The organism is Phenylobacterium composti DSM 19425, assembly GCF_059568645.1.
In genome coordinates, this window is sequence record NZ_JCANTT010000014.1 from 1 (window position 1) to 21,971 (window position 21,971).

The following is a 21,971-nucleotide window of genomic DNA, read 5'->3' on the forward strand; positions in this document are numbered from 1 at the left end:
CCCCACCCGATCCCATTCCGAACTCGGTCGTTAAGCCTCTCTGGGCCGATGGTACTTCGTCTTAAGGCGCGGGAGAGTAGGTCGCCGCCAGGTCTACCAAGCGGATGCAGCCGTCCAAGAACCCTTCAATCCACTACACCAGTACCGGCTTTGCCGCGGGATGGAGCAGCCCGGTAGCTCGTCAGGCTCATAACCTGAAGGTCGCAGGTTCAAATCCTGCTCCCGCACCCAACCTTCCAAACAACACCAAAACGCCGCCCCCAAATCAGGGCGGCGTTTTCCTTTGACCCAACACCCAAAACCTGCCGCGAGGACCCGGCCCGGGGGGGCGTCTTGCCCAGCCCGAAGTTTTGCGGGACAGGAAGGCATGGACCTGGAGCCGGCCGGCGGGGAGCCCCTGGATGACGTGGCGATGCTGGCGCGGGCCCGAGCGGCGGCCCGCCGCGGCGCCCTCGACGAGGCCGTAACCTGGCTGCAGCAGGCGGCGAGCCGGCAGCCGTCCGACCCTGCCCTTCACGCCGAGCTCGGGCTCGCGTTGCGCCAGGCCGGGCGGCTGGATGCCGCGCTCGCCAGCTATGACCGGGCCCTGGCGCTCGCGCCGGACGCGGTCCAGGTGCTGGCGTTCCGGGCCAATCTTCTCAACCAGCTGCGGCGGCCTGGGGAGGCCCTGGCAAGCGCGGCCCGAGCGCTGGGCCTCCGGCCAGACCACGCCCTCGCCCTGAACGCCAAGGGAATGGCGGAAGTCGCCCTGCGGCGGCCGGCGGAGGCGGCGGCGAGCTTCAGGGCGGCCCTGACTGCAGAGCCCCTTTACGAAGAGGCCCGCTTCAACCTCGCCCGCCTGCTGATGGATCAGGGCGACAATGCGGGGGCCGAGGCGGTCTTCGACGAAGCGCTGGCCTTGCGTCCGGACTGGTTCGCCGCGCTCATGGGGCGGGGGCAGGTGCTGGCGCGACAGGAGCGCCATGTCGAGGCGCTGGAAAGCCTCGCCGCAGCCCAGCGCCTGAACCCTGAAGCCGGCTGGGAGCTGGACGCGGCGCTGGGCATGAGCCTGACGGCGCTAGGGAGGCACGAGGCTGCCCTCGAGGCTTTCGGCCGGGCGATCGCCCGGGCGCCGGAGGCCCATCTCGCCTTTGAGCGACGCGCGCAGGTGCGGCTGGGTCTCAAGGATTTCGCCGGCGGCTGGGCCGACTATGAGCATCGCTGGCGCAGCGACGTCTTCCTGCCGAGATCCGGCGCGGCGCTCTACCCCCGTGGCGCCATGGCGCGACTGACATTGGACCCGCGGCCCGAGAGTTTCATTGGGCGGCGGGTGCTGGTGTTGGGGGAGCAGGGCGTTGGCGACCAGGTGATGTTCGCCAGCTGCCTGCCCGACCTCGTGGGCCTGGCGGAGAGAGTCGTGGTGGCGGTGGACCCACGCCTGACCCGGCTCTTCGCCGTGTCGTTTCCGGGGATCGAGACGCTCGGGTTTCCGGAGGCGGCGGACCTGGCGCCGGAGGAATTCGACCGCGTGGCGGCCATCGGCAGTCTGCCGGCGGCGTTCCGGCGCCGGGAGGCGGATTTCCCAGGGACGGCCTATCTCCGGCCAAGCCCTGAAGCCCAGGTGCGTTGGCGCGTCCGGACGGCGACGCCGACCGGCGTGCTCCGGGTGGGGCTGGCCTGGCGGGGCGGGACCCGGGAGACCCGGCAGGCGCTGCGCTCGATTCCGTTGGAGCGCCTAGCCCCGATCCTCGCCACCCCCAACTGCGCCTTCTTCAGTCTCCAATACGGGGATGTCGGGGCCGAGGTGGAGGCGGTCAATCGGACGTTCGGCGCGCAGGTTCGGCTGTTCCCTCAAAGCGAGACCGATGACTTCGATGATCTGGCCGCGCTGACCGCGTCGCTTGACGTGGTGGTGACGGTGCAGCAGTCGGCGGCGCACCTCGCCGGGGCCCTTGGGGTGCGCGCCCTGGTCATGGTTCCCAAGATTGCCGAGTGGCGCTACACGGCGGCGGGCCCGGCGATGCCGTGGTACCGCGCCGTCGAGCTCCTGAGGGAAGGCGAGGCGGGCTGGCCGGCCGTCATCGAGCGGGCGGCCGAGCTGGTCGGGGAAATGGCCCGTTCGAACGGCCGCAGAGTTGGAGTCGAGGTTGACCGCCCCCACGCTTGATGTGTTCGTCGGCTACGACACCGACGAAATCGTCGCCTATCACGCCCTTTGCCAGAGCATCGTCGAGCACAGCTCGGCCCCTGTGCGGTTCACGCCCATCGCGCTGTCGACTCTGCGGACAATCTTCAAGCGGGAGCGGCTGTCGCAGCAGAGCACTGATTTCGCCTTCTCCCGGTTCCTGACGCCCTATCTGTCAGGCTACGCCGGTTGGTCGCTGTTCATGGACTGCGACATGCTGGTCCGCGCCGACATCGCTGAGCTGTTCGCTCTGGCGGATGACCGGTACGCGGTGATGGTCTGCAAACACGACTATGCGCCGAGCACCGACGTGAAGTTCCTCGGCCGCACCCAGACCCGCTACGAGAAGAAGAACTGGTCCAGCGTCATGCTGTTCAACAACGCCCGCTGCCGGGCGCTGACGCCGGACTATGTGGCTACGGCGAGCGGGCTTGAGCTGCACCAATTCAAGTGGCTGGAGAGCGACGAGGCGATCGGCGAGTTGCCGCTGAGCTGGAACTGGCTGGTGGGCGAGTATCCGTACCTCGCCGAGGCCAAGAACGCCCACTTCACCCTGGGCGGCCCCTATTTCGAGGCCTATGCGGACTGCGATTACGCCGACGAATGGCGGGCGGTGCTAGCGCGGACCACGTCGGTGCGGGAGGGCTGAGGCGCGGCCTCGCCGTTCGCCGCGATCAGCAACGCGGACCTGAGGTGTAAGCATCGATGGCGGCCGCGCCGGAAAGTCCGAGATGACGCAGGCTCGTCGGCCGAACGGGGCATGACCCCGCGCCGCCGGGGACTCCGAAGGCCTGTCCTTGCGGCACCCACGCCCAATATCCCGGCGTCGAGGTCTTCGCTTATAAGTTTTGGTTATTGAAGACCTGACGAACGGTTGTTTGACGCGGCGTCTCTGATCGTCTCACAATTCCTGCTGTCCGCAACGACGGACGTTAGGGGTAGAGGGGATCAAGATGATGCAAGCTGCACGGCGGCGGCGCGCCGCCATGTTTGCCTCCACGGCCTTTTCGGTGATGACGGTGCTGGCGGCGCCCGCCTTCGGCCAGAGCGGTGGAACTGACGTCGAGGAGATCGTCGTCGTCGGCAGTCAGATCCAGGGCTCCAAGGTGACCGCGGCGCTGCCGGTGACCGTGGTCGACACGCAGCAGATCGAGGCCACCGCGGCGGGTTCGGGCGACGAACTGTTCCGGACGATCCCGCAGGCCGGCAATGTGACCTTCAACTCGAGCTTCCTGCCCGGCTCGTCCAACTCGGCCCGCGGCGACGTGAACTCGGTGAGCCTGCGCAACCTGGGCGCCGGCAACACCCTGGTGCTGATCAACGGCCGCCGGACGGTCTACCACCCGACGACCCAGGCGGAATCGCTGGTCCCGACCTTCACCTACAACACCAACGCCATCCCGGTGGCGGGCCTGAAGACCGTCGAAGTCCTGCGCGACGGCGCAGCCGCCATCTACGGCACGGACGCGGTGGCGGGCGTGATCAACACTGTCCTGCAGGACGACTATGAAGGCGGCCAGCTTGAGTTCCAGTACGGCGCGGCCACCGGCACCAACATGCGGGAAGGCCGCCTCACGGGCCTGTTCGGCAAGAACCTTCAGGAGGGGCGGGGCAACATCACCCTGTTCGGCTCGCTGGAGCGGCGTTCGGCGCTGCTCGCCTCGGACCAGGACTACACGGCCTCGTCCGACCTGCGGCCGCTGTTCGCCGGCACCGAATTCGAGAACACCGTCAGCCTTGATGGCCGCTCGGCGGTGACGGGGTTCGGCGCCTTCCAGGCCCAGGGCGTGACGAGCGCGATCCGCCAGAACGGCGTCGCCATCACCGGCGCCACCGGCATCTTCCACTATGCCCCGCAGACGGCCGGAGTGACCTGCGCAGTGGTGGTCAGCTCGGGCCTCTGCATCACGCCAGGGGCCTTCAACACGACCACCGACCGGGCCTTCCGGGTCGACACGCTGAAGTCGAGCAAGTCCACGGTCATTCCGCAGGCGGCCCGCTACAACTTCTTCCTGACCGGCAACTATGATCTTACCGAGGACGTGACGTTCTTCGGCGAGGCCGGCTACTACCGGGCGAAGACCGACGGCACGGTCGCGGCGTCACAAAGCATCGGCACGTCGCCGGCCATCAGCATCGGGCCGAACGCCTACTACAACCCGTTCGGCGCCGTGACCCTGCCCAACGGCGAGCCAAACCCCAACCGCCTGCCGGGCCTGACGGGCGTTCCGGACAGCGGCCTGCGCCTGACCTTCAACAGCTACGGCCTGCTCGATCTCGACACCTCGAAGGTCTATGTGACCAACGAGCAGTACCGGTTCCTGGGCGGCCTGAAGGGCAAGAAGTTCGGGTTCAACTGGGAAAGCGCGGCCCTCTATTCCTGGGCGACAGTGGACGACGTGTCCTTCGCCGTGGACGGCACCGCGTTCTCGGCGGCGGTCAACCGGAGCACGCCCGACGCCTACAACCCCTTCAACGGCGTCGGCGCCACGGACCTGATCGCTGGCGGCGACCAGACGCCGTCGAGCCCGGCGGCGACCGCGGGCCTCGTGATCCCGATCACCCGCTCCAACAAGACGACCCTGGCGCTGTGGGACTTCCGGGTGAACCGGCCCGACCTGCTCTCGATCTGGGCGGGCGACATCGGCATCGCCGCCGGTGTCGAGGTGCGGCGCGAGACCTATGAGGACGACCGCGACGAGAATGTCGACGGCAGCGTGTCCTTCGTGGATGCGGTGACCGGCCCGCTCATCGGCGGTGCGGTGGCCTACAGCAACATCCCCGGCACCTCGGTCTCGCCGGACGTGAAGGGGCATCGCACGGTGAAGTCGGCCTATGCCGAGCTGGCGGTCCCGCTGGTGTCGCCGGAGATGAACATCCCGCTCGTCCACCGGCTGGAGATGCAGCTGGCTGGCCGCGCCGAGGACTACAGCGACGTGGGCAGCGTTGCGAAGCCGAAGGTGGCCGTGGCGTGGGACCTGTTCCAGGGCTTCCGGCTGCGCGGCTCCTGGTCCGAGGGCTTCAAGGCGCCGAACCTAGAGCAGATCAACGTCACCCAGGTCAGCCGGTCCAACAACCGCCAGGATTACTACTTCTGCGAGGCGGACCTGCGGGCCGGGCGGATCACCAGCTTCACCCAGTGCACCCAGTCGCGGGCGACCCGGGCGGTGCGCGCGGGCAACCCCGACCTGAAGCCGGAGACCTCGAAGAACCTGTCCTACGGCATCGTCTTCCAGCCGGAGTTTCTGCCGCCTGAAATGGGCCGGCTGATCTTCACGGTCGATGTCTGGAAGATCCGTCAGAACGGGATCATCGGCCTGTTCGGCGAGGGCAATGCCGTGATCCTCGACTACCTGATGCGCATGCAGGGCTCGTCGAACCCCGCGGTCCACCGCCTGCCGCCCACGCCGGACAACATCGCCGTGTTCGAAGGCACCGGGCTCGAGCCGGTGGGCTTCGTGGAATACGCCGACGACAAGTACATCAACCAGCTGCCGCAGGTGGCTCAGGGCGTCGACGTGGGCGTGAACTACGCCCTCAACACCGAACGCTTCGGGGATTTCCGCCTCGACGTGAACGTGGCCCGGCTCGACAAGCTCTATCAGTCGCCGACCGAGGGCCTGGCCCTGCTGATGGAGGCCCGGGACGCCAGCCTGATCAACTCGGGCACGGTGATCACGGGCGGCCAGGATCTGGTGGGCCAGAACGGCACGCCGGAATGGCGGGGCTCGGGCTCGCTCACCTGGCGCTATGGCAACTTCACCGCCAACTGGTTCACGACCTATACGGGCAGCTTCTACTCCACCGGCCTGACCCACTCGACCGGCGAGTACTATCGCGTCCACGACACGTGGATGCACAATGTCTCGCTGACCTATGAGTTCGAGGACGGCGGGCGCTACCTGTCGGGGACGCGGCTGCGCATCGGCGCGCGGAACGTGTTCGACAAGGACCCGCCGCTGGTCTCTGGCGGCTACCCGGCGACGGTCTACAATCCGTATGGCCGCTACCTGTATGTGAACGTCCGCAAGACGTTCTGATGTTCCGCCGCCCCCGGCCCGCGCCGGGGGCGGCGTCTGCTTTTCCGGAAGGATGACCCGTATGTCTGGCTCCGCCGCGCTCGCCGGTGCGCGCTTGATGCGCATCGCCTTGTCCAGCGCCCTGGCGCTGTCGCTCGTCCTCACTCCCGCCGCGGGTCTCGCCCAAGAGGCGGCCCGCCCCGCCGCGACCCAGCCGGCCGGCGGCGGCGACCTGATCGGCTACCGCTCGATCCACCACCCGACCATCGGTCGCGACGGCATGGTTGTGGCCCAGAACAAGATCGCGGCCCGGATCGGCGCCGAGATCCTGCGCAAGGGCGGCAATGCGGTGGACGCGGCCGTGGCTGTGGGCTTCGCCGAGACCATGACCCTGCCGCGGGCAGGCAACATCGGCGGCGGCGGCTACATGCTGGTCTATAACGCCAAGGACAAGACCACGACGGCGATCGAGTACTACGGCCAGGCGCCGCTGGCCGTGACCCCGGACCTGCTGCTGGGCGATGATCAGAAGGTCTCCCAGGAAAAGGTGATGTCCATGAAGGGCGTCACCGTGCCGGGCACGGTCGCCGGCCTCTATGAGGCCCACAAGCGGTTCGGGAAGCTGCCGTGGGCCCAGCTCATCCAGCCGACCATCGACCTGGCGACCAAAGGCCTGGTGATGAGCGACGATGAGTCCATTGCCTTGGCGGCCCGCCGGGAACAGATGAGCAAGGACCCGAATGGCGCCTACAAGCTGTATTTCAAGAAGGACGGCAGCGCCTACCAGCCGGGCGAGGTGTTCAAGAACCCGGACCTGGCCTGGACCTTGAAGCATATCCAGAAGCGCGGGGCCGACGGCTTCTACAAGGGGCCGGTGGCCGAGCGGCTCGTGGCCGGCATCCAGGCCGGCGGGGGCATCATCACCCTGGAGGACCTGGCGAGCTACAAGGTCAATGTGCGCGAGCCCATCTGGGGCAGCTACCGAGGCTACAAGATCGCCTACATGCCGCCCACCTCGGCGGCGTCGAGCGTGGCCGAGGCGATGAACATCCTCGAGCAGTTCCCGGTGGAGGAGTACGGCCCCGGCAACGTGGCCACCATGCACCTCGTGGCCGAGACCCTGAAGGTGGTCACCATCGACCGCCGCTACTCGGGCGGGCCGCCGCAGTGGCGGACCCCGGCGGAAGGGATGGCCAGCAAGGCCTTCGCCAAGGAGCGGGCCAAGCTGATCTCCATGGATCGCGTGCTCGACCAGTCCAAGATCCCGCCCCTCGATCCGACGCCGTACGAGAGCCCCGACACCACCCACTTCTCGGTGGCGGACAAGGACGGCAATGTAGTGTCCAACACCTACACCCTGACCGCTTCGTACGGGGCGCATGTGGTGGCCCCGGGCACCGGCTTCCTGCTGAACAACTCGCTGGGCAACTTCGACTGGGGGGCGACGCCGCAGAGCCTCGGCAACCGGATCGAGCCGGGCAAGCGGGCCCAGTCGACGATCTCGCCGGTGATCGTCTTCAAGGACGACAAGCCCTGGGTGGCCACGGGCACCCCGGGGGGCGGCACCATCATCGGCACCATGGTGCAGGTCCTGATGAACCTCATCGACTTCAAGCTCAACATGTCCGAGGCGGTCCAGCGGCCGCGCATCTACCAGGCCGGGGTCGATGGGCCCCTGCAGGTGGAGGAGGCCGTTCCCGAGGATCAGGTGAAGGCGCTGCGGGCCCTGGGTCACCGGGTGGAGCGCTCGCAGATCATCGGCAGCACCCAGTCGATCATGATTGGTCCCGACGGGGTGATGTACGGCGCCGCCGACACCCGCCGGCCCGACGCGGAGGCGGTCGCCGTTCGCTGAGCCGTCGCCCGCCACGCCGTGGTTGCGGCGCGCGGGGCGGGGCGCGAGAACTGTGAAGCATAGCGTGGGGCGGGTGTTGCGAATGGAACGGGGCGGCGTTCGAGGCGCGGGCGTCCTTGCGGGACGCGGCATCGGACGCGCCTCGCCGGCTGTCCCGCTGTTCATCGTCGCGGCGTCGGCCTGCCGCCGAGCAAGCGCCACAAGGAGTTCCTGACATGATGCTCTTCCCGCCCGCCGGCCGTCGCGCGCTGGCGTTCCTGCTGCTGGCCGGAGCCGCGGCGGCGCCCTTGGGCCCGGTGCTGGCCCAGGAGCGGTCGGGCGGGGATCGTCCGGCGGGGGCGGGAGCCCCCAAGGCGCCGCAGGATCTCGCCCAGGCGGTGGCGGGCCTGGAGCGTCGGGCCGGACTGTTCGACCTTTACGTCGACGCCAAGGGCGGCAAGGTGAAGCTGCGCCTGCCTGCGCCGGACCGCGACGGGGTGATGGGGCGCTACCTCTACCAGGCGTCCCTGGCCAGCGGCCTGGGCTCCACGTCCCTCGGGCTCGACCGGGCGGCAATGGCGCGCACCCAGGTGGTCGCCTTCCGCCGGGTGGGGCGGCGGGTGATCCTGCAGGCCGAGAACTACGGCTTCCGGGCCGACGGCGGCTCGCCGGAGGAACGCCGGGCGGTGCGGGATTCCTTCGCGGTCTCGAACCTTTGGGCCGGGGAGGTGGAGGCCGAGGGCGCGGACGGGGCGGTGCTCGTCGATTTCAGCTCCTTCCTAGGCCAGGACGCCCTGGACATCGCCGCCCGCCTCAAGCAGCGGCGGCAGGGCGCGTTCAGGCTGTCGGCGCCGCTGTCCTATGTGGACGCGGCCGGGGCGGCGGCCTTCCCCGAGAACGTGGAGTTGGAGGCGGTGCAGACCTTCACCTCCGATGAGCCGGGGCCCGAGGTGCGGCGGGTCGCGCCCGACCCCAGGAACATCACCTTCACCGTCCACCATTCCTTCCTGAAGCTTCCCGAGCCCGGCTTCGTCCCGCGCCGGCATGATCCGCGCACGGGCACCTCGGTGCAGGTGCTGGTCAACAACTACGCCGCGGACCTGAACGAGCCGGTGGTCTATCGTCTCGCCCGGCGCTTCCGCCTCGAAAAGATCGATCCCAAGGCCGCCCGCTCGCGGGTGAAGAAGCCCATCGTCTTCTACGTCGATCGGGCCGCGCCGGAGCCTATCCGTAGCGCGCTCGTGGAAGGGGCGAGCTGGTGGGCTCAGGCCTTCGAGGAGGCAGGCTTCGTCGACGCCTTCCGCGTGGAGGTGCTGCCCGAGGGCGTGAGCCCGATGGACGCCCGCTACAATGTGATCAACTGGGTGCACCGCCAGACCCGGGGCTGGTCCACCGGCCAGACGGTGGTCGACCCCCGCACAGGCGAGATCGTGCGCGGTGTCGTGCAGCTGGGCTCGCTGCGGGTGCGCCAGGACAAGATGATCTTCGAGGGGCTGGTCGGCGCCGATCGGAGCGGGACCGGCGCCCCGGATGATCCCGTGCAGATCGCCCTCTGGCGCATCCGTCAGCTCGGCATGCACGAGACCGGCCACGCCCTGGGCTTTTCCCACAACTTCGCGGCCAGCACCTACGGCGACCGAGCTTCGGCCATGGACTATCCGGGGCCGCAGGTGCGGGTGAAGGACGGCCGGATCGATCTTAGTCGCGCCTATCGCACCGGGGCGGGCGACTGGGACAAGTTCGCGGTGAAGTGGCTCTACAGCCAGTTTCCGCCGGGCGCCGACGAGCAGAAAGAGCTCGATCGGCTCGCGCAGGAGGCCGTGAACAAAGGGTGGAAGTTCATAGCCGACACCGAACACCCGGCGAGCACCCAATGGGACAATGGCGAGGATCCGGTCGCCGAGCTGGAGACGGTGATGGCGGTGCGGCGCATCGCCCTCGACCGCTTCGGCCTGCAAAGCATCCCGAAGGGCGCGCCTGTGGCCGACCTGCGCCGCGCCATCGTTCCGATCTATCTGTTCCACCGCTATCAGGTGGACGCCGCCGTGAAACAGATCGGCGGGGTCGACTATGCCTACGCCGTGCGTGGCGACGGGCAGGAGCGGGCGCGTCCCATTCCGCCCGCCGCCCAGCGGCGGGCGCTCTCGGCCCTGGTCCGCACCCTCGATCCGGCGGGCCTCGACCTGCCGGACCGCACGATCGAGCTCCTGTCGGCCGAGCAGTCGGGCACGCCGGACCGGCAGTTCGAGATCGAGCTGTTCAAGAGCAGCGGGGGGCCGGTGTTCGACCTGCCCGGGGTGGCGACGACGGCCAGCGACATGGTGCTCTCGCAGCTGCTGGACGCCCAGCGCCTGAACCGGGTGGTGGAGCAGCATCGTCGCGATCCCGGCCAACTCGGCCTTTCCGAGCTGCTGTCGACGATCTTCGACGCCCTCGCGCCCCAGGCCGGGCGGGAGCTGCCGCCGCGCCTGGCGGAAATCCGCCGCCGACAGCGCGTGCGCCTCGCCGGTGATGCGGCGGACACCCTGTTCGATCCGCAGCTCTCGCCCACGGCGGCCGCCGAGCTCCGCGCGGCCCTGACACGCTTCGGCGGCCAACTCAGGGACTATCGCGGCTCGCCCGAGGAGACCAATGCGGCGCACCATCTCGCCGCCATCCTCCTCGACGCCGACCCGGAGCGGCTGAGGGAGCTGGCCAAGGATCGCCTGCCGTCCGCGCCGCCGCCGCCGGGGAGCCCGATCGGCGAGGACTGCTGGTTCTGCGGCCTGCCGACCGCGGTGGCGGAGGAGGACTGAGCCGAGGCGCCGGCGCTGCGGGGGAGAATCCGTCGCGGCGCATTACGGCGAATTATCTTGGCTGTGACAGCGACGCGGGACAGAAGGGCGCCGGGGGGCGTTACTCGGAGCTGACTTCTCGTGATCGGCCTTGCTGTCGCGGCCAACCTGGTCGTCGCCCAGGCGCCGGAGCTTCCGCGCCTTCCGCCCATCCGGCGCGATCCCCAGGTGACCTATGTGGACCGCCACGGGGCGGTCATCGGCGTGCGGGGCGGCCGCTATGGCCCGCCGGTGGATCTCGGCAGGCTGCCGGCCTATGTCCCGGCCGCCTTCGTGGCCATCGAGGATCGTCGCTTCTACGAGCATAACGGCGTCGACGCCCGGGGCATCGCCCGGGCGGTGGTGGTGGCCATCGACAAGGGACACGCCACCCAGGGCGCCTCGACCATCACCCAGCAGCTGGCGCGCAACCTGTTCCTCACCCAGGACCGGACATTGGAGCGCAAGGCCACTGAGATCGCCTACGCCCTGCAGCTGGAGCGGACCTACAGCAAGAAGCAGATCCTCGCCCTGTACCTGAGCCGGGTCTACTACGGCTCGGGCGCCTATGGGCTGGAGGCGGCGGCCCACCGCTACTTCAACAAGCCCGCGTCGCGGCTCACCCTGCGCGAGGCGGCGATCCTGGCCGGCGTCCTGAAGTCGCCCACCAACTACAATCCGGCCGAACAGACCGAGGCGGCGTTGGCTCGCTCCAAGCTGGTGCTGGACGCCATGGTGGAGACCGGGGCCATCACCCCGGCCCAGCGGGCCAAGGCCCTGGCCGAGAAACCCCATATCTGGAAGACCGCCCCCAACGCTGCGGCCCAGTACTTCATCGACTGGATCGACCACCAGGTGAAACCGGTGGCCGGCAAGGTGCGCCAGGATGTGGTGGTCGAGACGACCCTGGATCTGGCCATGGAGCAGGCGGCGTTCGACGCGGCCCGCAACACGGTGGCCCGTCACAAGGCCGCCCGGGCCGAGCAGGCGGCGGTGGTGGCCGTGGACGGCGCGGGCCGGGTGCGAGTGATGGTGGGCGGCACGGACTATGTGCGGGCGCCGTACAATCGTGCGGCCAGCGCCAAGCGCCAGGCGGGATCGACCTGGAAGCCCTTCGTCTATCTCACCGCGTTGGAGCAGGGGCGCACCCCGGAGACGCCGGTGGTGGACGAGCCGGTGACCATCGCCGGCTGGAGCCCGGGCAACTACGCCAACAAGTTCCTGGGACCGCTGACCCTGGAACAGGCTCTGGCGCAGTCGGTGAACACCGTGGCGGCGCAGCTGGCCGAGGAGGTCGGGCGGCCCAATGTGGCGGCCACCGCCCATCGGGTGGGCATCGTCTCGAGCGTGAACACCGATCCGGCCATGGCGCTCGGCACCAGCCTCGTGACGCCCCTGGAGATGACCCAGGCCTACGCCGCCTTCGCCAACGGCGGCAATCGGGTCCACGCCTATGGCGTCGAGCGTATTCGCACCCGGGCGGGCGTTACCCTCTACCAGCACAAGGGCCCGCCGCCGGCCCCGGCCATCGGCAATCCGGCGCTGGGCGACCTGAACCGGATGCTGCGCACCGCGGTGAGCGCGGGCACCGGCAAGGGCGCGGCCATTCCCGGCCATGACCTGGCGGGCAAGACCGGCACGACCTCGGACTACAAGGATGCGTGGTTCTGCGGATACACGGGCGGCTTCGCCGCCTGCGCCTGGATGGGACGGGACGACAACAGCCCCATGGGACGCATCGCCGGCGGCGGCGCGCCGGCCGAGCTGTGGCGGACCTTCATGGCGAGCGCCCTGAAACGCATTCCGCGCCAGGCGATCCCTTATGGCCCGCCGCCCCCTCAGCCGGCGGACGAGGACGCGTCTTCGCCTGACGCTTCGCCGGCCGAGACCCCGGCGCTCATCCCCTTGCCCGCCGAGACCGCGCCCGGCTAAGCGTTGCCCCCGAAGAGGGGAGGGACGGCATGAAGGCGTGGCGTTTCGTGATCGGGGGCGGCGCGGCCCTGGCGCTGGCCGGGACGGCCCTGGCTCAGGCGTCGACCATGGCCGACATGATGGAGCGGTCGGTGAACCCTGCGGCCCTGGCCTTCTGGGCGGCCGGCAACGACCCGCCCGAGGGCGAGACGCCGCAGGCCGCCGACGCCCGCTGGCGCGCCGCCGAGGCTGCCATCGCCATCCTCAAGGCCGAGGGCGCCCGGATGCAGCGGCCGCCCTATCTGCAGCCGGGAGAATGGGCCGACCTCGCCAGGCTGATGGCCGACACCGCCGCCTCCGCCGAGGGCGCGATCAAGGCCCGGGACGCCGAGGCCGCCTTCGAAGCCGGCGGGCGCCTCTACGACAGCTGCAACGGCTGCCATAAGGCCTATGTGGTCCCCCGGACCTGAACCGGCCAGGAGCCGCCACATGGCTGCCGCGATGCTCGGCCAATCCAGGCGGATGCGCAGCCTGTTCCTCGCCGCCGCGGCGGTGTTCGCAGTCCCGGCCATAGCCCAGGCCGATCCGGCGTCTGAAGCCGCCTCGGCGGTCGGCGCCTGCATCTCGGCCATCGTCGATGGTGCCCCCGTGGCCGACCAGATCAAGGGCGAGTTCGTGGAGATCCGGCGGGAGAAGGCGCCCGAGACCTGCACGGTCAGCGTCACCGGCGGCGAGCCGGCGGTGGTTCGCGCCCGGGTGCTGGACGCTCTCGCCGCCCGGAAGGAACGCTTCTCTCCGGCCAAGACCCGTTGGGACGCTGGCGCCTTCGCCAGCCGGGAGGCCTTCTGCAACCTGCCGTCGGCCCGGGCCTTCAACGTGATCGTCTCCACGGCTAGGCCCGGCGAGCCCCTGGTGCTCACCGCCACGGTGCTGGAGACCCAGGAGCGCGACCTGCGCTGCGACCGGGACGAGGGCGTGCAGAAGCCGCCGGCCAGCTAGTCGCAACAACGTGGCTGCGGCGAGTGTCGCCACGGCTCAGATCAGCCAGGGCGCGGAAGCGCCCGCCGTCAGGCGTTGCGGGCCATCAGGCCGCCGTCCACCGGGATCGTCGCCCCCGTGATGTATGAGGCGGCGGGTAGGCACAGGCTGAGGGTCATGTGCGCGACCTCCTCGGGCCGACCGTAGCGGCGCAGCGCCGTCCGCCGCTTCGCGAAGGTCTGCCGGTCGGCCTCGGGCACGCCGGCGGTCATGCCGGTGAGGATCGGCCCCGGGCAGATGCAGTTCACCGTAATCCCTTCGGGGCCGAGCTCCACGGCCAGGGCGCGGGTGAGGCCCGTCACACCGGCCTTGGCCGCCGCATAGGGACTGTCGCGGGAGGTGGCCCCGAGGGCCTCGGTGGAAGCGATGTTGACGATCCGGGGGCTGGCCGAGCGGCGCAGGTGCGGCAGGGCGGCGCGCACGAGGCGCTGCTGGGCCGTGAGCAGGATGCTCATGGCCCGCATCCAGACCTCTTCGTAATTTTCGGAATCTATGGGGGAAAAGGCGGAGATTCCCGCGTTGTTGACGAGGATGTCGAGGCCGCCGAAGCGGGCGGCCACGGCCGCGGTGACCTCATGGATGGCGCCAGCGTCCGAGACGTCCAGAGCCCAGGCCTCGGCCTGGCCGCCCGCGGCCCGGATCGCCTGGGCCACGGCCTCGGCCCCCTCGGCGGAGACGTCGGTGACCGCCACCTGGGCGCCCTCGGCGGCGAAGAGTTCGGCGGTGGCCTTGCCCATGCCGGAGGCGGCGCCGGTGACGAGGGCCGTCAGGCCCTTCACGGAGCGGGGGTTCATAGCGACAGCCCTCCATCAACGATCAGGGTCTGGCCGACCACGTAGCCGGCGAGGGGCGAGGCCAGGAGCAGGGCCGCGCCCGCCATGTCCTGCGGCGTGCCCATCCGGCCGAGCGGGATGGAGCGCAGCGCCCCTGCCAGCCGGTCGGGATGTTCGGTGGTGACCTTGGTGAGCTTCGTGTCCACGAGGCCGGGCGCAAGGCCGACGACGCGAATGCCCTCCGGCGCCCAGGCCTCGCCGAGGGTCTTGGTCAGGCTGACCGCCCCGGCCTTCGAGGCCGCATAGGCCGGGTTGCCGCGATTGGAGGTGAAGCCCGACACCGAGCTGACGATGATGATTACGCCCTTGCGGCGGCTGAGGATGGGCCGGAACTTGCGGGCGCAGTCCATCAGGCTGTCGAGGTTCACCGCCATCACCCGATCCCAGCCTTCGGGTTCGAATTCGCCCCGACGATAGACCACCGTGCCCTGACAGAGGATCAGCACGTCCAGCGGGTCGATCGTCTCGGCGGCCTCGATCTGGGCGCGGTCGGCGACGTCCACCTGGGCGTAGGCTAGGCCTGAGAGGTCCGAACCCTCGACGCCCGCATAGTCGGCGGCGCTCGCCCGGGTGCCCCAGACGTGGACGGCGGCGCCCCGCTGGCGAAAGCCGTGGGCGATGCCATTGCCGATGCCGCTGGAGCCGCCCACGACCAGCACCGCCTTTCCGCTGAAGTCGAGATCGCCCATCTGCATCCTCCCTCGGTTTTTCCGGCCATGCTTGCACGCGACGGGCGAGGGTCAACGCTGACGCCCCGTCACCCTTGCCAGCGGGCGCCGACCGGGAAAGCATGGCCGAAAACACAAGACGAGACCGGGAAACGCCCATGCCAGAATTCCGCACGGTGGACGCCGGCGAGGTCCGTATCCGCGTGGCCGTGGAAGGCGAGGGGCCGCTGGTTCTGATGGTCCACGGCTTCCCGGAAAGCTGGTTCTCATGGCGACACCAGATCACGCCCATCGCCGAGGCCGGCTTCACCGCCGCCGCCATCGACGTGCGCGGCTATGGCGGCTCGGACAAGCCGCACGCCATCGAAGCCTACGCCATGGAGCGGCTCACCGCCGACGTGGCGGGGGTTGCCGAGGCGCTGCAGCCCAACCGTCCGGTGATCCTGATCGGCCACGACTGGGGCGCGCCCATCGTCTGGAACACCGCCCTGACGCGGCCGGACACGGTGCGGGCCGTCGCCGGGCTGTCGGTGCCCTATCTTGGCGTTCCGACCCGGCCGTTCACCGAGGTGTTCGACGCCCTGTTCACCCAGCGCGGACGGTTCTTCTACCAGGCCTGGTTCCAGAAGGTGGGGCCGCCCGAGGCCGAGGCTGAGGCCGACGTGCGCACCTTCCTGCGCAAGTTCTACTACGCCATCTCGGGCGACGCCCCGCCGGGCGCCTGGCCGCAGAAGCCGGCGGATGCGACTTTGCTGGAAGGTCTCGTCGATCCTGACCCGTTCCCGCGATGGCTGACCGAGAACGAGCTCGACTACTACGTGGCCGAGTTCCGGGAGAGTGGCTTCCGCGGGCCGATCAACCGCTATCGCAATCACGAGCGGGACTTCGTCTGGCTGCAGGGCTTCAAGGATCGTCTGATCCAGCAACCGGCCCTGTTCATCGGCGGCACGAAGGATCCGGCCAGCACCGCCTTTGGCGGCGTTTCCGATCCGGTGGCGGCCATGCGCCCGTTCGTCCCGAACCTCGTCGCCGGGCACATGCTCGAGGGCTGCGGCCACTGGACCCAGCAGGAGCGCCCGGCCGAGGTGACCGCGATCCTCCTCGACTGGCTGAAAGGGCTCTAGACCATGGCCGACCTCGAACTGCGCCAGGACGGCGAAGTCATCTGGGCGACGATGAACCGCCCCGAACGGCTGAACGCGCTCAGCCGCAACCTCGTCACCGAACTCCGGGACTTCTTCGTCGGTCTCTACTGGCGCCGGGACGTGCGGGTGGTGGTGCTGCGGGGGGCGGGCGAAGCGTTCTGCGCCGGTCTGGACCTGAAGGAACGGGGCGATCCGCAGGGCGGGCGGTCCATCGGCGCCGGCCTGACCCACCAGCGCGAGATCAGCGAGATCGTCATCGCCATGCGCCGGTGTCCGCAGCCGATCATCGCCTGCATCGACGGAGCGGCGGCGGGGGGCGGTTTCGCCCTGGCCCTCGCCTCCGACGTGCGGATCGCCACGCCGCGGGCGCGCATGAACGCCGCCTTCATCCGCATCGGCCTGTCGGCCTGCGACATCGGCGTGAGCTACTTCCTGCCCAGGATGGTCGGCAGCTCGGTGGCGGCGGAATACATGCTCACCGGTCGCTTCATCGACGCCGAGCGGGCCCGTGAGCTCGGGCTGGTAAGCCGCATTGTGCCGAAGGACCGGCTGGAGGCCGAGGCGCAGGGCTTCGTGGACGACATGCTGAACGCCACGCCGCTCGGCCTGCGCCTGACCAAGGAGGCCCTGAACCACGCCATCGACGCCCAGGGGCTGGAGGCCGCCATCGCCATGGAGGACCGCAACCAGATCCTGGCCAGCGCCGACGGCGACTTCGAGGAAGGCGTCCGGGCGTTCCTCGAGAAGCGCAAGCCCGTCTATGGCCGGCGCGAGGCTTGAGCGGTGATCGAGCTCTGGCACTGTCCCGACGCGCGCTCGTTCCGCCCCCTGTGGGCGCTGGAGGAGCTGGGGCTGGACTATAGGCTGCACCTCCTGCCGTTCCCGCCCAGGGCCCGGGCGCCGGAGTATCTGGAGGTCAATCCGCTTGGCACGGTCCCGGCTTTCCGGGACGGCGAGACCTTCATGACCGAGTCCGCCGCCATCGTGCAGTACCTGGCCACCCGGGGCGGGCCCACCGACCTGGCGGTTGCGGCGGGCGATGCGGCCTACGGGGCCTGGCTCAACTGGCTGCACTTCGGCGAGGCGACCCTGACGTTCCCGCAGACGCTGGTGCTGCGCTACGGGACGTTCGAGAAAGGGCGGGCCGACCAGGCCGCCGATGACTATGCGAGGTGGTTCCTGAGCCGGCTGCGGCACGTGGATCGGACCCTGCAGGACGCCGACTGGCTGTGCGCGGGTCGCTTCACCGCCGCGGACATTTCGGTCGGCTATGCGCTTCTGCTGGCGAGCCACCTTAAACTGTCCGAGCATTTCAGCCCGGCGGTGGCGGCCTACTGGCAGCGGCTGAGGGCGCGGCCGGCGTTCCTGGCGGCCAAGCGGGCGCAGAAGATCGAGCTGGCGGAGGCGCTTTCCTCCTGACCCTTACGTGGGGTCGCGCTTGCGGGCGCAAGCCATTCGCATAGGCTTTCGCCAAACAAGAATATACGGAGGAAGCCCATGAGCCCGGCGGATGACGCGGGCGCCGCTGTGCAGGCGCTGCCGCCCTTCAAGCCGCTGCCGCAGAAGGCGCCCGACGTCACGGTCGAGCGGCGCGCCGACGGATCGTTCATCATCCGATCGAACCACCCGCCCGGCGAGGGCCCCCGGTCCATCCCGCATCTCCTGGCCCAGCGGGCCGCAGAGCATCCGGACCGGCCGTTCATCCTGCAGCGGGCGCCGGGGCACGGCCCCTGGGGCGGCGTCACCTATGGCGAGGCCAGGCGCGCCGCGGACGGGATCGCCCAGTGGCTGCTGGACCGGGGCCTGACCGCGGGGGACAGCGTGATGGTGCTGTCAGCCAATTCCGTGGAGCACGCCCTCGTCATGCTCGGCTGCTATGCGGCCGGCGTGCCCGTGGCGCCGATCAGCCCGGCCTACAGCCTGATGTCGGTGGACCATGCCAAGCTGAAGCACTGCTTCGGCGTGGTTAGGCCGAAGGTGATTTTCGCCCAGTCGAGCGAGGTGTTCGCCCGGGCCTTCGAGACCCTGCGGGGCCTGGACCCGGACCTCGCCTTCGTCACGGTGGACGGCGGCGATGGCGTGGTGGCGCTCTCGGAGCTGACGGCCACGGAGCCCGGCCCGGCGGTGGAGGCGGTGCGCGAGCAGCTGAACCACGGGACGGTGGCCAAGTACCTCTTCACCTCGGGCTCTACCGGCATGCCCAAGGGCGTGCCCCAGACGCACGGCATGTTCGCCGGGGTCATAGCCGGGCAGGAGGGTTTGCGGGCCGAGCCGAATCCTGCGGAACCGCCGCAGGCCCTGGATTGGATGCCCTGGAGCCACATCTCGGCGGGCAACATCGCCTTCAACGCCAACATCTGGGCCGGCGGGACGCTGTACCTGGACGAGGGCAAGCCGATCCCCGGCATGTTCGAGACCACCATCAAGAACCTCTACGAGGTCTCGCCGGTGGTGTTCGGCTCAGCGCCGGTGGCCTTCGGCATGCTGGCCGAGGCGATGGAGCGCGATCCGGTCCTGCGCCGCAGCTTCTTCAAGAACCTGCGTTACATGGGCTACGGTGGGGCGACCCTGTCGAACGACCTCTATGACAGGCTCCAGGCCCTGGCCATCGCCGAGACCGGGATGCGCATCCCGATCACCACCATGTATGGCGCCACCGAGACGCAGGGGATCACGGTGGTCCACTGGGAGACCGAGCGGGTCGGCCTGATCGGCCTGCCGCTGCCGGGCATCACCCTGAAGCTGGCCCCGAACGGCTCGAAGCTCGAGGTGCGGGTGAAGGGGCCGACGGTCACCAGCGGCTACCACAACGACCCCGAGAAGACCGCCGCCGCTTTCGACGAGGAGGGCTTCTACAAGCTGGGCGACGCCTGCCGCTTCGTCGATCCGGACGACCCGGCCAAGGGGCTGGTGTTCGACGGCCGGGTGACCGAGGACTTCAAGCTGGATAGCGGCACCTGGGTGTCGGTGGGCACCTTGCGTCCGGACCTGGTGGCGGCCTGCAGCCCCTATGTCTTCGACATGGTGATCGCCGGCCAGGACAAGCCGTTCATCGGCGCCCTGGTCTGGCCCGCCCCGGCGGCCCTGGCGGGCCTGGGCGATGATCCCCTGGCCAAGCTGGCCGAGGTGCTGAAGGCGCGGTTCGCCGAGTTCAACGCCACGGCGGGCGGTTCGTCGCGGCGGGTGGGCCGGTTCGTGATCATGGCCGAGCCGCCGTCCATCGACGCCGGCGAGATCACCGACAAGGGCTATGTGAACCAGCGCGCCACGCTGGAGCGGCGCCATGCGCTTGTGGAGGCCATCTACGCCAACCCGCCGGGTGCAGGCGTGGTCGAGGTGGGCTAGAGCGCGGGGCGCAAGGGAGATTCTGCGATGAACGATCGGGTGACGGTGGACATCCAGGGCGGCGTGGCCGACGTGCGCTTGGTGCGGGCCGACAAGATGAACGCCCTGGACACGGCCATGTTCTCGGCGCTGATCGAGACCGGCGAGCGGCTGAAGACCGAGCCTGGCGTCCGGGCGGTGGTGCTGTCAGGCGAGGGGCGGGCGTTCTGCGCCGGCCTCGACATGGGCAACTTCCAGTCCATGGCCTCGGGCGAGCGCAGCGGCGGCAAGGGCACGGCCGGGGACCTGCTCACCCCCAACCGCACCCCGGGCGGCGCCAACCGGGCTCAGCACGCCTGCATGGTCTGGCGGGAGATCCCCGTGCCGGTGATCGCGGCGGTGCACGGCGTCGCCTTCGGTGGCGGCTGCCAACTCGCCCTGGGCGCGGACGTGCGGCTGATCGCGCCCGATGCGCGCATGTCAGTGATGGAGATCAAGTGGGGCCTGGTGCCCGACATGGCGGGCATGGTGCTGATGCGCGGCCTGGTGCGTGACGACGTGGCCCGCGAGCTGACCTACACGGGCCGGATCGTCACCGGCGAGGAGGCGGTGGCGGTGGGCCTGGCCACCCGGGTGGCCGCCGATCCGCGCGCCGAGGCCCTGACGCTGGCCCGGGACATCGCCGGCCGAAATCCGCACGCCATCCAGGCCGGCAAGCGCCTGCTGAACCTGATGTCGCACGCCGACCAGCATCAGATCCTGCTGGAGGAGAGCCGCGAGCAGGCGGCGCTGATCGGATCGTCGAACCAGGTGGAGGCCGTCATGGCCAACCTGCAGAAGCGCGAGCCGAACTTCGCCGACGTCACGCCGGCCAAGGCCGACGCCTAGGCGAGGAAGGCGGGGCGCGGACGGACGCGAAGGCCCGTCCGCGCGTCACGCAACGGACTTAGCGAGCCGCCATACGGGTCGGCAGGGTCGCGGCCAGGACGGGGTCGCCGCTGTTGGCGTAGGCGCGGGCGATGGTCGCCTTCAGGCACGACGCGCGCATTTCCCGCGGGAAGCTCGAGCTGTTCGCAGCGCGACGGCAGACCGACTTGGCGGCGCGGTCGATGTCGGCTTGCAGCTGCTCGGTGGTCTTGCCGGCGGTGGAGATGCGGACGGACTGGGCGCTGGCCGGAGCCGCGATGAGAGCCGCGACAGCGGCGATGGTGAGAACACGGATCATGGTTCGCTTCCGGGAGAAGGGTTTGCGACAACCCCTTTCCGGCGTTCCTCACAGGCGGCGCCGGCGACTGACGCCCGGCTCATTCGCCTGCGAGGCCGAGTGATTCCCGGTTCTGCGAACGAACGCAAGTGCGATGCTGCGGTGCAACATGTCGCACCCCCTGCGGCGCCCGTGGCCTGGGCGCCGGCGCCTTCCGTCGCGTCAGCCGCGGCCGATGAAGGGCATTTTGGTGGCCATCACCGTCAGGAACTGCACGTTGGCTTCGAGCGGCAGGCCGGCCATGTACAGCACAGCCTCAGCCACGTGGCGGACGTCGAGATAGGGCTCGGGCTTGAGCGAGCCGTCCGCCTGCAGCGCGCCCTTGCCCATGGCTGCGGTCATCGGCGTCTCGGCGTTGCCGATGTCGATCTGGCCGCAGGCGATGTCGTAGGGGCGCCCGTCCAGGGACGTGGATCGCGTGAGGCCGGTGATGGCGCTCTTGGTGGCGCTATAGGCGATGCTCAGGGGCCGAGGCGCGTGGGCGGCGATGGAGCCGTTGTTGATGATCCGGCCGCCACGCGGATCCTGGTCCTTCATCAGGCGGAAGGCGGCGCGGGTGCAGAGGAAGGCGCCGGTGAGGTTCACGTCCACGACGCGCCGCCAGTGCGCCAGGGAATGATCCTCGATAGGAACGGGCGGGGCGGCGGCGCCGGCGTTGTTGAACAGAAGGTCGAGGCGTCCGAACCGGGCCTTCACCGCATCGAACAGGGCGTCCACCGACGCTTCGTCGGCCACATCCGTGGGGACAACCAGCGACTCGCCCCCGGACAGCGTCGCCGTCTCCTCGAGGGCGGCCTGGCGTCGGCCCGCGAGGGCCACCTGCCATCCGGCGTCGAGCAGGGCCAGTGCGACGGCGCGGCCGATGCCGCTGCCCGCGCCCGTGACAATCGCGACCTTGGGCATTGCGCTCTCCCGCTTCTGTGACTAGCCCACATACCAGTCAAATCAGCATACCGAA

General features: G+C 69.7%; 17 protein-coding genes, 1 tRNA gene and 1 rRNA gene. 15 read left to right on the forward strand and 4 right to left on the reverse strand.

Going from position 1 to position 21,971, the window contains the following annotated elements; genetic code table 11:
• From rrf to BO64_RS08710, 10 genes are all read left to right on the forward strand, one after another.
• Positions 1 to 93: ribosomal RNA gene (gene rrf / locus BO64_RS08665) — 5S ribosomal RNA — on the forward strand; the annotation flags it as partial.
• A 61-nt stretch (positions 94 to 154) separates the two neighbouring features.
• Positions 155 to 231: transfer RNA gene (locus BO64_RS08670), tRNA-Met, on the forward strand.
• Between the two features lie 136 nt (positions 232 to 367).
• Entirely contained in the window at positions 368 to 2,146 is a 1,779-nt protein-coding gene (locus BO64_RS08675; protein ID WP_496402897.1) for a tetratricopeptide repeat protein, read from the forward strand.
• A complete protein-coding gene (locus BO64_RS08680; RefSeq protein ID WP_496402898.1) occupies positions 2,127 to 2,813 on the forward strand; it encodes a hypothetical protein in 687 nt (228 codons plus the stop codon). The genes BO64_RS08675 and BO64_RS08680 overlap by 20 nt, the downstream gene beginning before the upstream one ends.
• Before the next feature lie 304 nt (positions 2,814 to 3,117).
• On the forward strand, positions 3,118 to 6,204 hold the full coding sequence (locus BO64_RS08685) for a TonB-dependent receptor domain-containing protein (RefSeq protein WP_496402899.1): 3,087 nt from the start codon (positions 3,118 to 3,120) through the stop codon (positions 6,202 to 6,204).
• A gap of 61 nt (positions 6,205 to 6,265) precedes the next feature.
• Positions 6,266 to 8,038, forward strand: a complete 1,773-nt coding sequence (ggt, locus tag BO64_RS08690; protein ID WP_496402900.1) for a gamma-glutamyltransferase — start codon at positions 6,266 to 6,268, stop codon at positions 8,036 to 8,038.
• Between the two features lie 215 nt (positions 8,039 to 8,253).
• On the forward strand, positions 8,254 to 10,812 hold the full coding sequence (locus BO64_RS08695; RefSeq protein ID WP_496402901.1) for a zinc-dependent metalloprotease: 2,559 nt from the start codon (positions 8,254 to 8,256) through the stop codon (positions 10,810 to 10,812).
• Between the two features lie 120 nt (positions 10,813 to 10,932).
• Positions 10,933 to 12,762: a transglycosylase domain-containing protein gene (locus BO64_RS08700; RefSeq protein ID WP_496402902.1), complete on the forward strand. Its 1,830-nt coding sequence runs from the start codon at positions 10,933 to 10,935 to the stop codon at positions 12,760 to 12,762.
• 29 nt (positions 12,763 to 12,791) lie between these two features.
• Positions 12,792 to 13,211 carry a hypothetical protein gene (locus BO64_RS08705; protein WP_496402903.1) on the forward strand — a complete coding sequence of 140 codons (420 nt, stop codon included), beginning with the start codon at positions 12,792 to 12,794 and terminating at the stop codon, positions 13,209 to 13,211.
• 19 nt (positions 13,212 to 13,230) lie between these two features.
• Complete coding sequence (locus BO64_RS08710; protein WP_496402904.1) at positions 13,231 to 13,740, forward strand: hypothetical protein; 510 nt, start codon at positions 13,231 to 13,233, stop codon at positions 13,738 to 13,740.
• Positions 13,741 to 13,808: 68 nt separating this feature from the next.
• On the opposite strand, the gene BO64_RS08715 is transcribed toward BO64_RS08710, so the two are convergent.
• On the reverse strand, positions 13,809 to 14,573 hold the full coding sequence (locus BO64_RS08715; protein WP_496402905.1) for an SDR family NAD(P)-dependent oxidoreductase: 765 nt from the start codon (positions 14,571 to 14,573) through the stop codon (positions 13,809 to 13,811).
• Positions 14,570 to 15,301 carry an SDR family NAD(P)-dependent oxidoreductase gene (locus BO64_RS08720; RefSeq protein WP_496402906.1) on the reverse strand — a complete coding sequence of 244 codons (732 nt, stop codon included), beginning with the start codon at positions 15,299 to 15,301 and terminating at the stop codon, positions 14,570 to 14,572. The genes BO64_RS08715 and BO64_RS08720 overlap by 4 nt, the downstream gene beginning before the upstream one ends.
• 137 nt (positions 15,302 to 15,438) lie before the next feature.
• Here BO64_RS08720 and BO64_RS08725 point away from each other — a divergent pair, with 137 nt between their 5' ends.
• The 5 genes from BO64_RS08725 (at position 15,439) to BO64_RS08745 (ending at position 20,637) form a co-directional block, all read left to right on the forward strand.
• Positions 15,439 to 16,404, forward strand: a complete 966-nt coding sequence (locus BO64_RS08725; RefSeq protein ID WP_496402907.1) for an alpha/beta fold hydrolase — start codon at positions 15,439 to 15,441, stop codon at positions 16,402 to 16,404.
• A 3-nt stretch (positions 16,405 to 16,407) separates the two neighbouring features.
• Complete coding sequence (locus BO64_RS08730; protein ID WP_496402908.1) at positions 16,408 to 17,205, forward strand: enoyl-CoA hydratase/isomerase family protein; 798 nt, start codon at positions 16,408 to 16,410, stop codon at positions 17,203 to 17,205.
• 3 nt (positions 17,206 to 17,208) lie between these two features.
• On the forward strand, positions 17,209 to 17,844 hold the full coding sequence (locus BO64_RS08735) for a glutathione S-transferase family protein (protein ID WP_496402909.1): 636 nt from the start codon (positions 17,209 to 17,211) through the stop codon (positions 17,842 to 17,844).
• A gap of 78 nt (positions 17,845 to 17,922) precedes the next feature.
• Complete coding sequence (locus BO64_RS08740) at positions 17,923 to 19,770, forward strand: AMP-binding protein (RefSeq protein ID WP_496402910.1); 1,848 nt, start codon at positions 17,923 to 17,925, stop codon at positions 19,768 to 19,770.
• A gap of 27 nt (positions 19,771 to 19,797) precedes the next feature.
• Positions 19,798 to 20,637, forward strand: coding sequence for a crotonase/enoyl-CoA hydratase family protein (locus tag BO64_RS08745; RefSeq protein ID WP_496402911.1), 840 nt, complete (start codon positions 19,798 to 19,800; stop codon positions 20,635 to 20,637).
• A gap of 58 nt (positions 20,638 to 20,695) precedes the next feature.
• On the opposite strand, the gene BO64_RS08750 is transcribed toward BO64_RS08745, so the two are convergent.
• A complete protein-coding gene (locus BO64_RS08750; RefSeq protein WP_496402912.1) occupies positions 20,696 to 20,974 on the reverse strand; it encodes a hypothetical protein in 279 nt (92 codons plus the stop codon).
• Between the two features lie 201 nt (positions 20,975 to 21,175).
• The gene (locus tag BO64_RS08755; RefSeq protein ID WP_496402913.1) at positions 21,176 to 21,916 is read right to left on the reverse strand and encodes an SDR family oxidoreductase; all 741 of its coding nucleotides are present in this window, start codon (positions 21,914 to 21,916) and stop codon (positions 21,176 to 21,178) included.
• Between the last annotated feature and the right edge of the window lie 55 nt (positions 21,917 to 21,971).

Bases quoted from the DNA above. Each gene is read 5' to 3' on its own strand.
- BO64_RS08675 (WP_496402897.1), top strand. From the start codon at position 368: ATGGACCTGGAGCCGGCCGGCGGGGAGCCCCTGGATGACGTGGCGATG.
- BO64_RS08685 (WP_496402899.1), top strand. From the start codon at position 3,118: ATGATGCAAGCTGCACGGCGGCGGCGCGCCGCCATGTTTGCCTCCACG.
- ggt (WP_496402900.1), top strand. From the start codon at position 6,266: ATGTCTGGCTCCGCCGCGCTCGCCGGTGCGCGCTTGATGCGCATCGCC.
- BO64_RS08695 (WP_496402901.1), top strand. From the start codon at position 8,254: ATGATGCTCTTCCCGCCCGCCGGCCGTCGCGCGCTGGCGTTCCTGCTG.
- BO64_RS08705 (WP_496402903.1), top strand. From the start codon at position 12,792: ATGAAGGCGTGGCGTTTCGTGATCGGGGGCGGCGCGGCCCTGGCGCTG.
- BO64_RS08710 (WP_496402904.1), top strand. From the start codon at position 13,231: ATGGCTGCCGCGATGCTCGGCCAATCCAGGCGGATGCGCAGCCTGTTC.
- BO64_RS08715 (WP_496402905.1), bottom strand. From the start codon at position 14,573: ATGAACCCCCGCTCCGTGAAGGGCCTGACGGCCCTCGTCACCGGCGCC.
- BO64_RS08720 (WP_496402906.1), bottom strand. From the start codon at position 15,301: ATGGGCGATCTCGACTTCAGCGGAAAGGCGGTGCTGGTCGTGGGCGGC.
- BO64_RS08725 (WP_496402907.1), top strand. From the start codon at position 15,439: ATGCCAGAATTCCGCACGGTGGACGCCGGCGAGGTCCGTATCCGCGTG.
- BO64_RS08730 (WP_496402908.1), top strand. From the start codon at position 16,408: ATGGCCGACCTCGAACTGCGCCAGGACGGCGAAGTCATCTGGGCGACG.
- BO64_RS08740 (WP_496402910.1), top strand. From the start codon at position 17,923: ATGAGCCCGGCGGATGACGCGGGCGCCGCTGTGCAGGCGCTGCCGCCC.
- BO64_RS08745 (WP_496402911.1), top strand. From the start codon at position 19,798: ATGAACGATCGGGTGACGGTGGACATCCAGGGCGGCGTGGCCGACGTG.
- BO64_RS08750 (WP_496402912.1), bottom strand. From the start codon at position 20,974: ATGATCCGTGTTCTCACCATCGCCGCTGTCGCGGCTCTCATCGCGGCT.
- BO64_RS08755 (WP_496402913.1), bottom strand. From the start codon at position 21,916: ATGCCCAAGGTCGCGATTGTCACGGGCGCGGGCAGCGGCATCGGCCGC.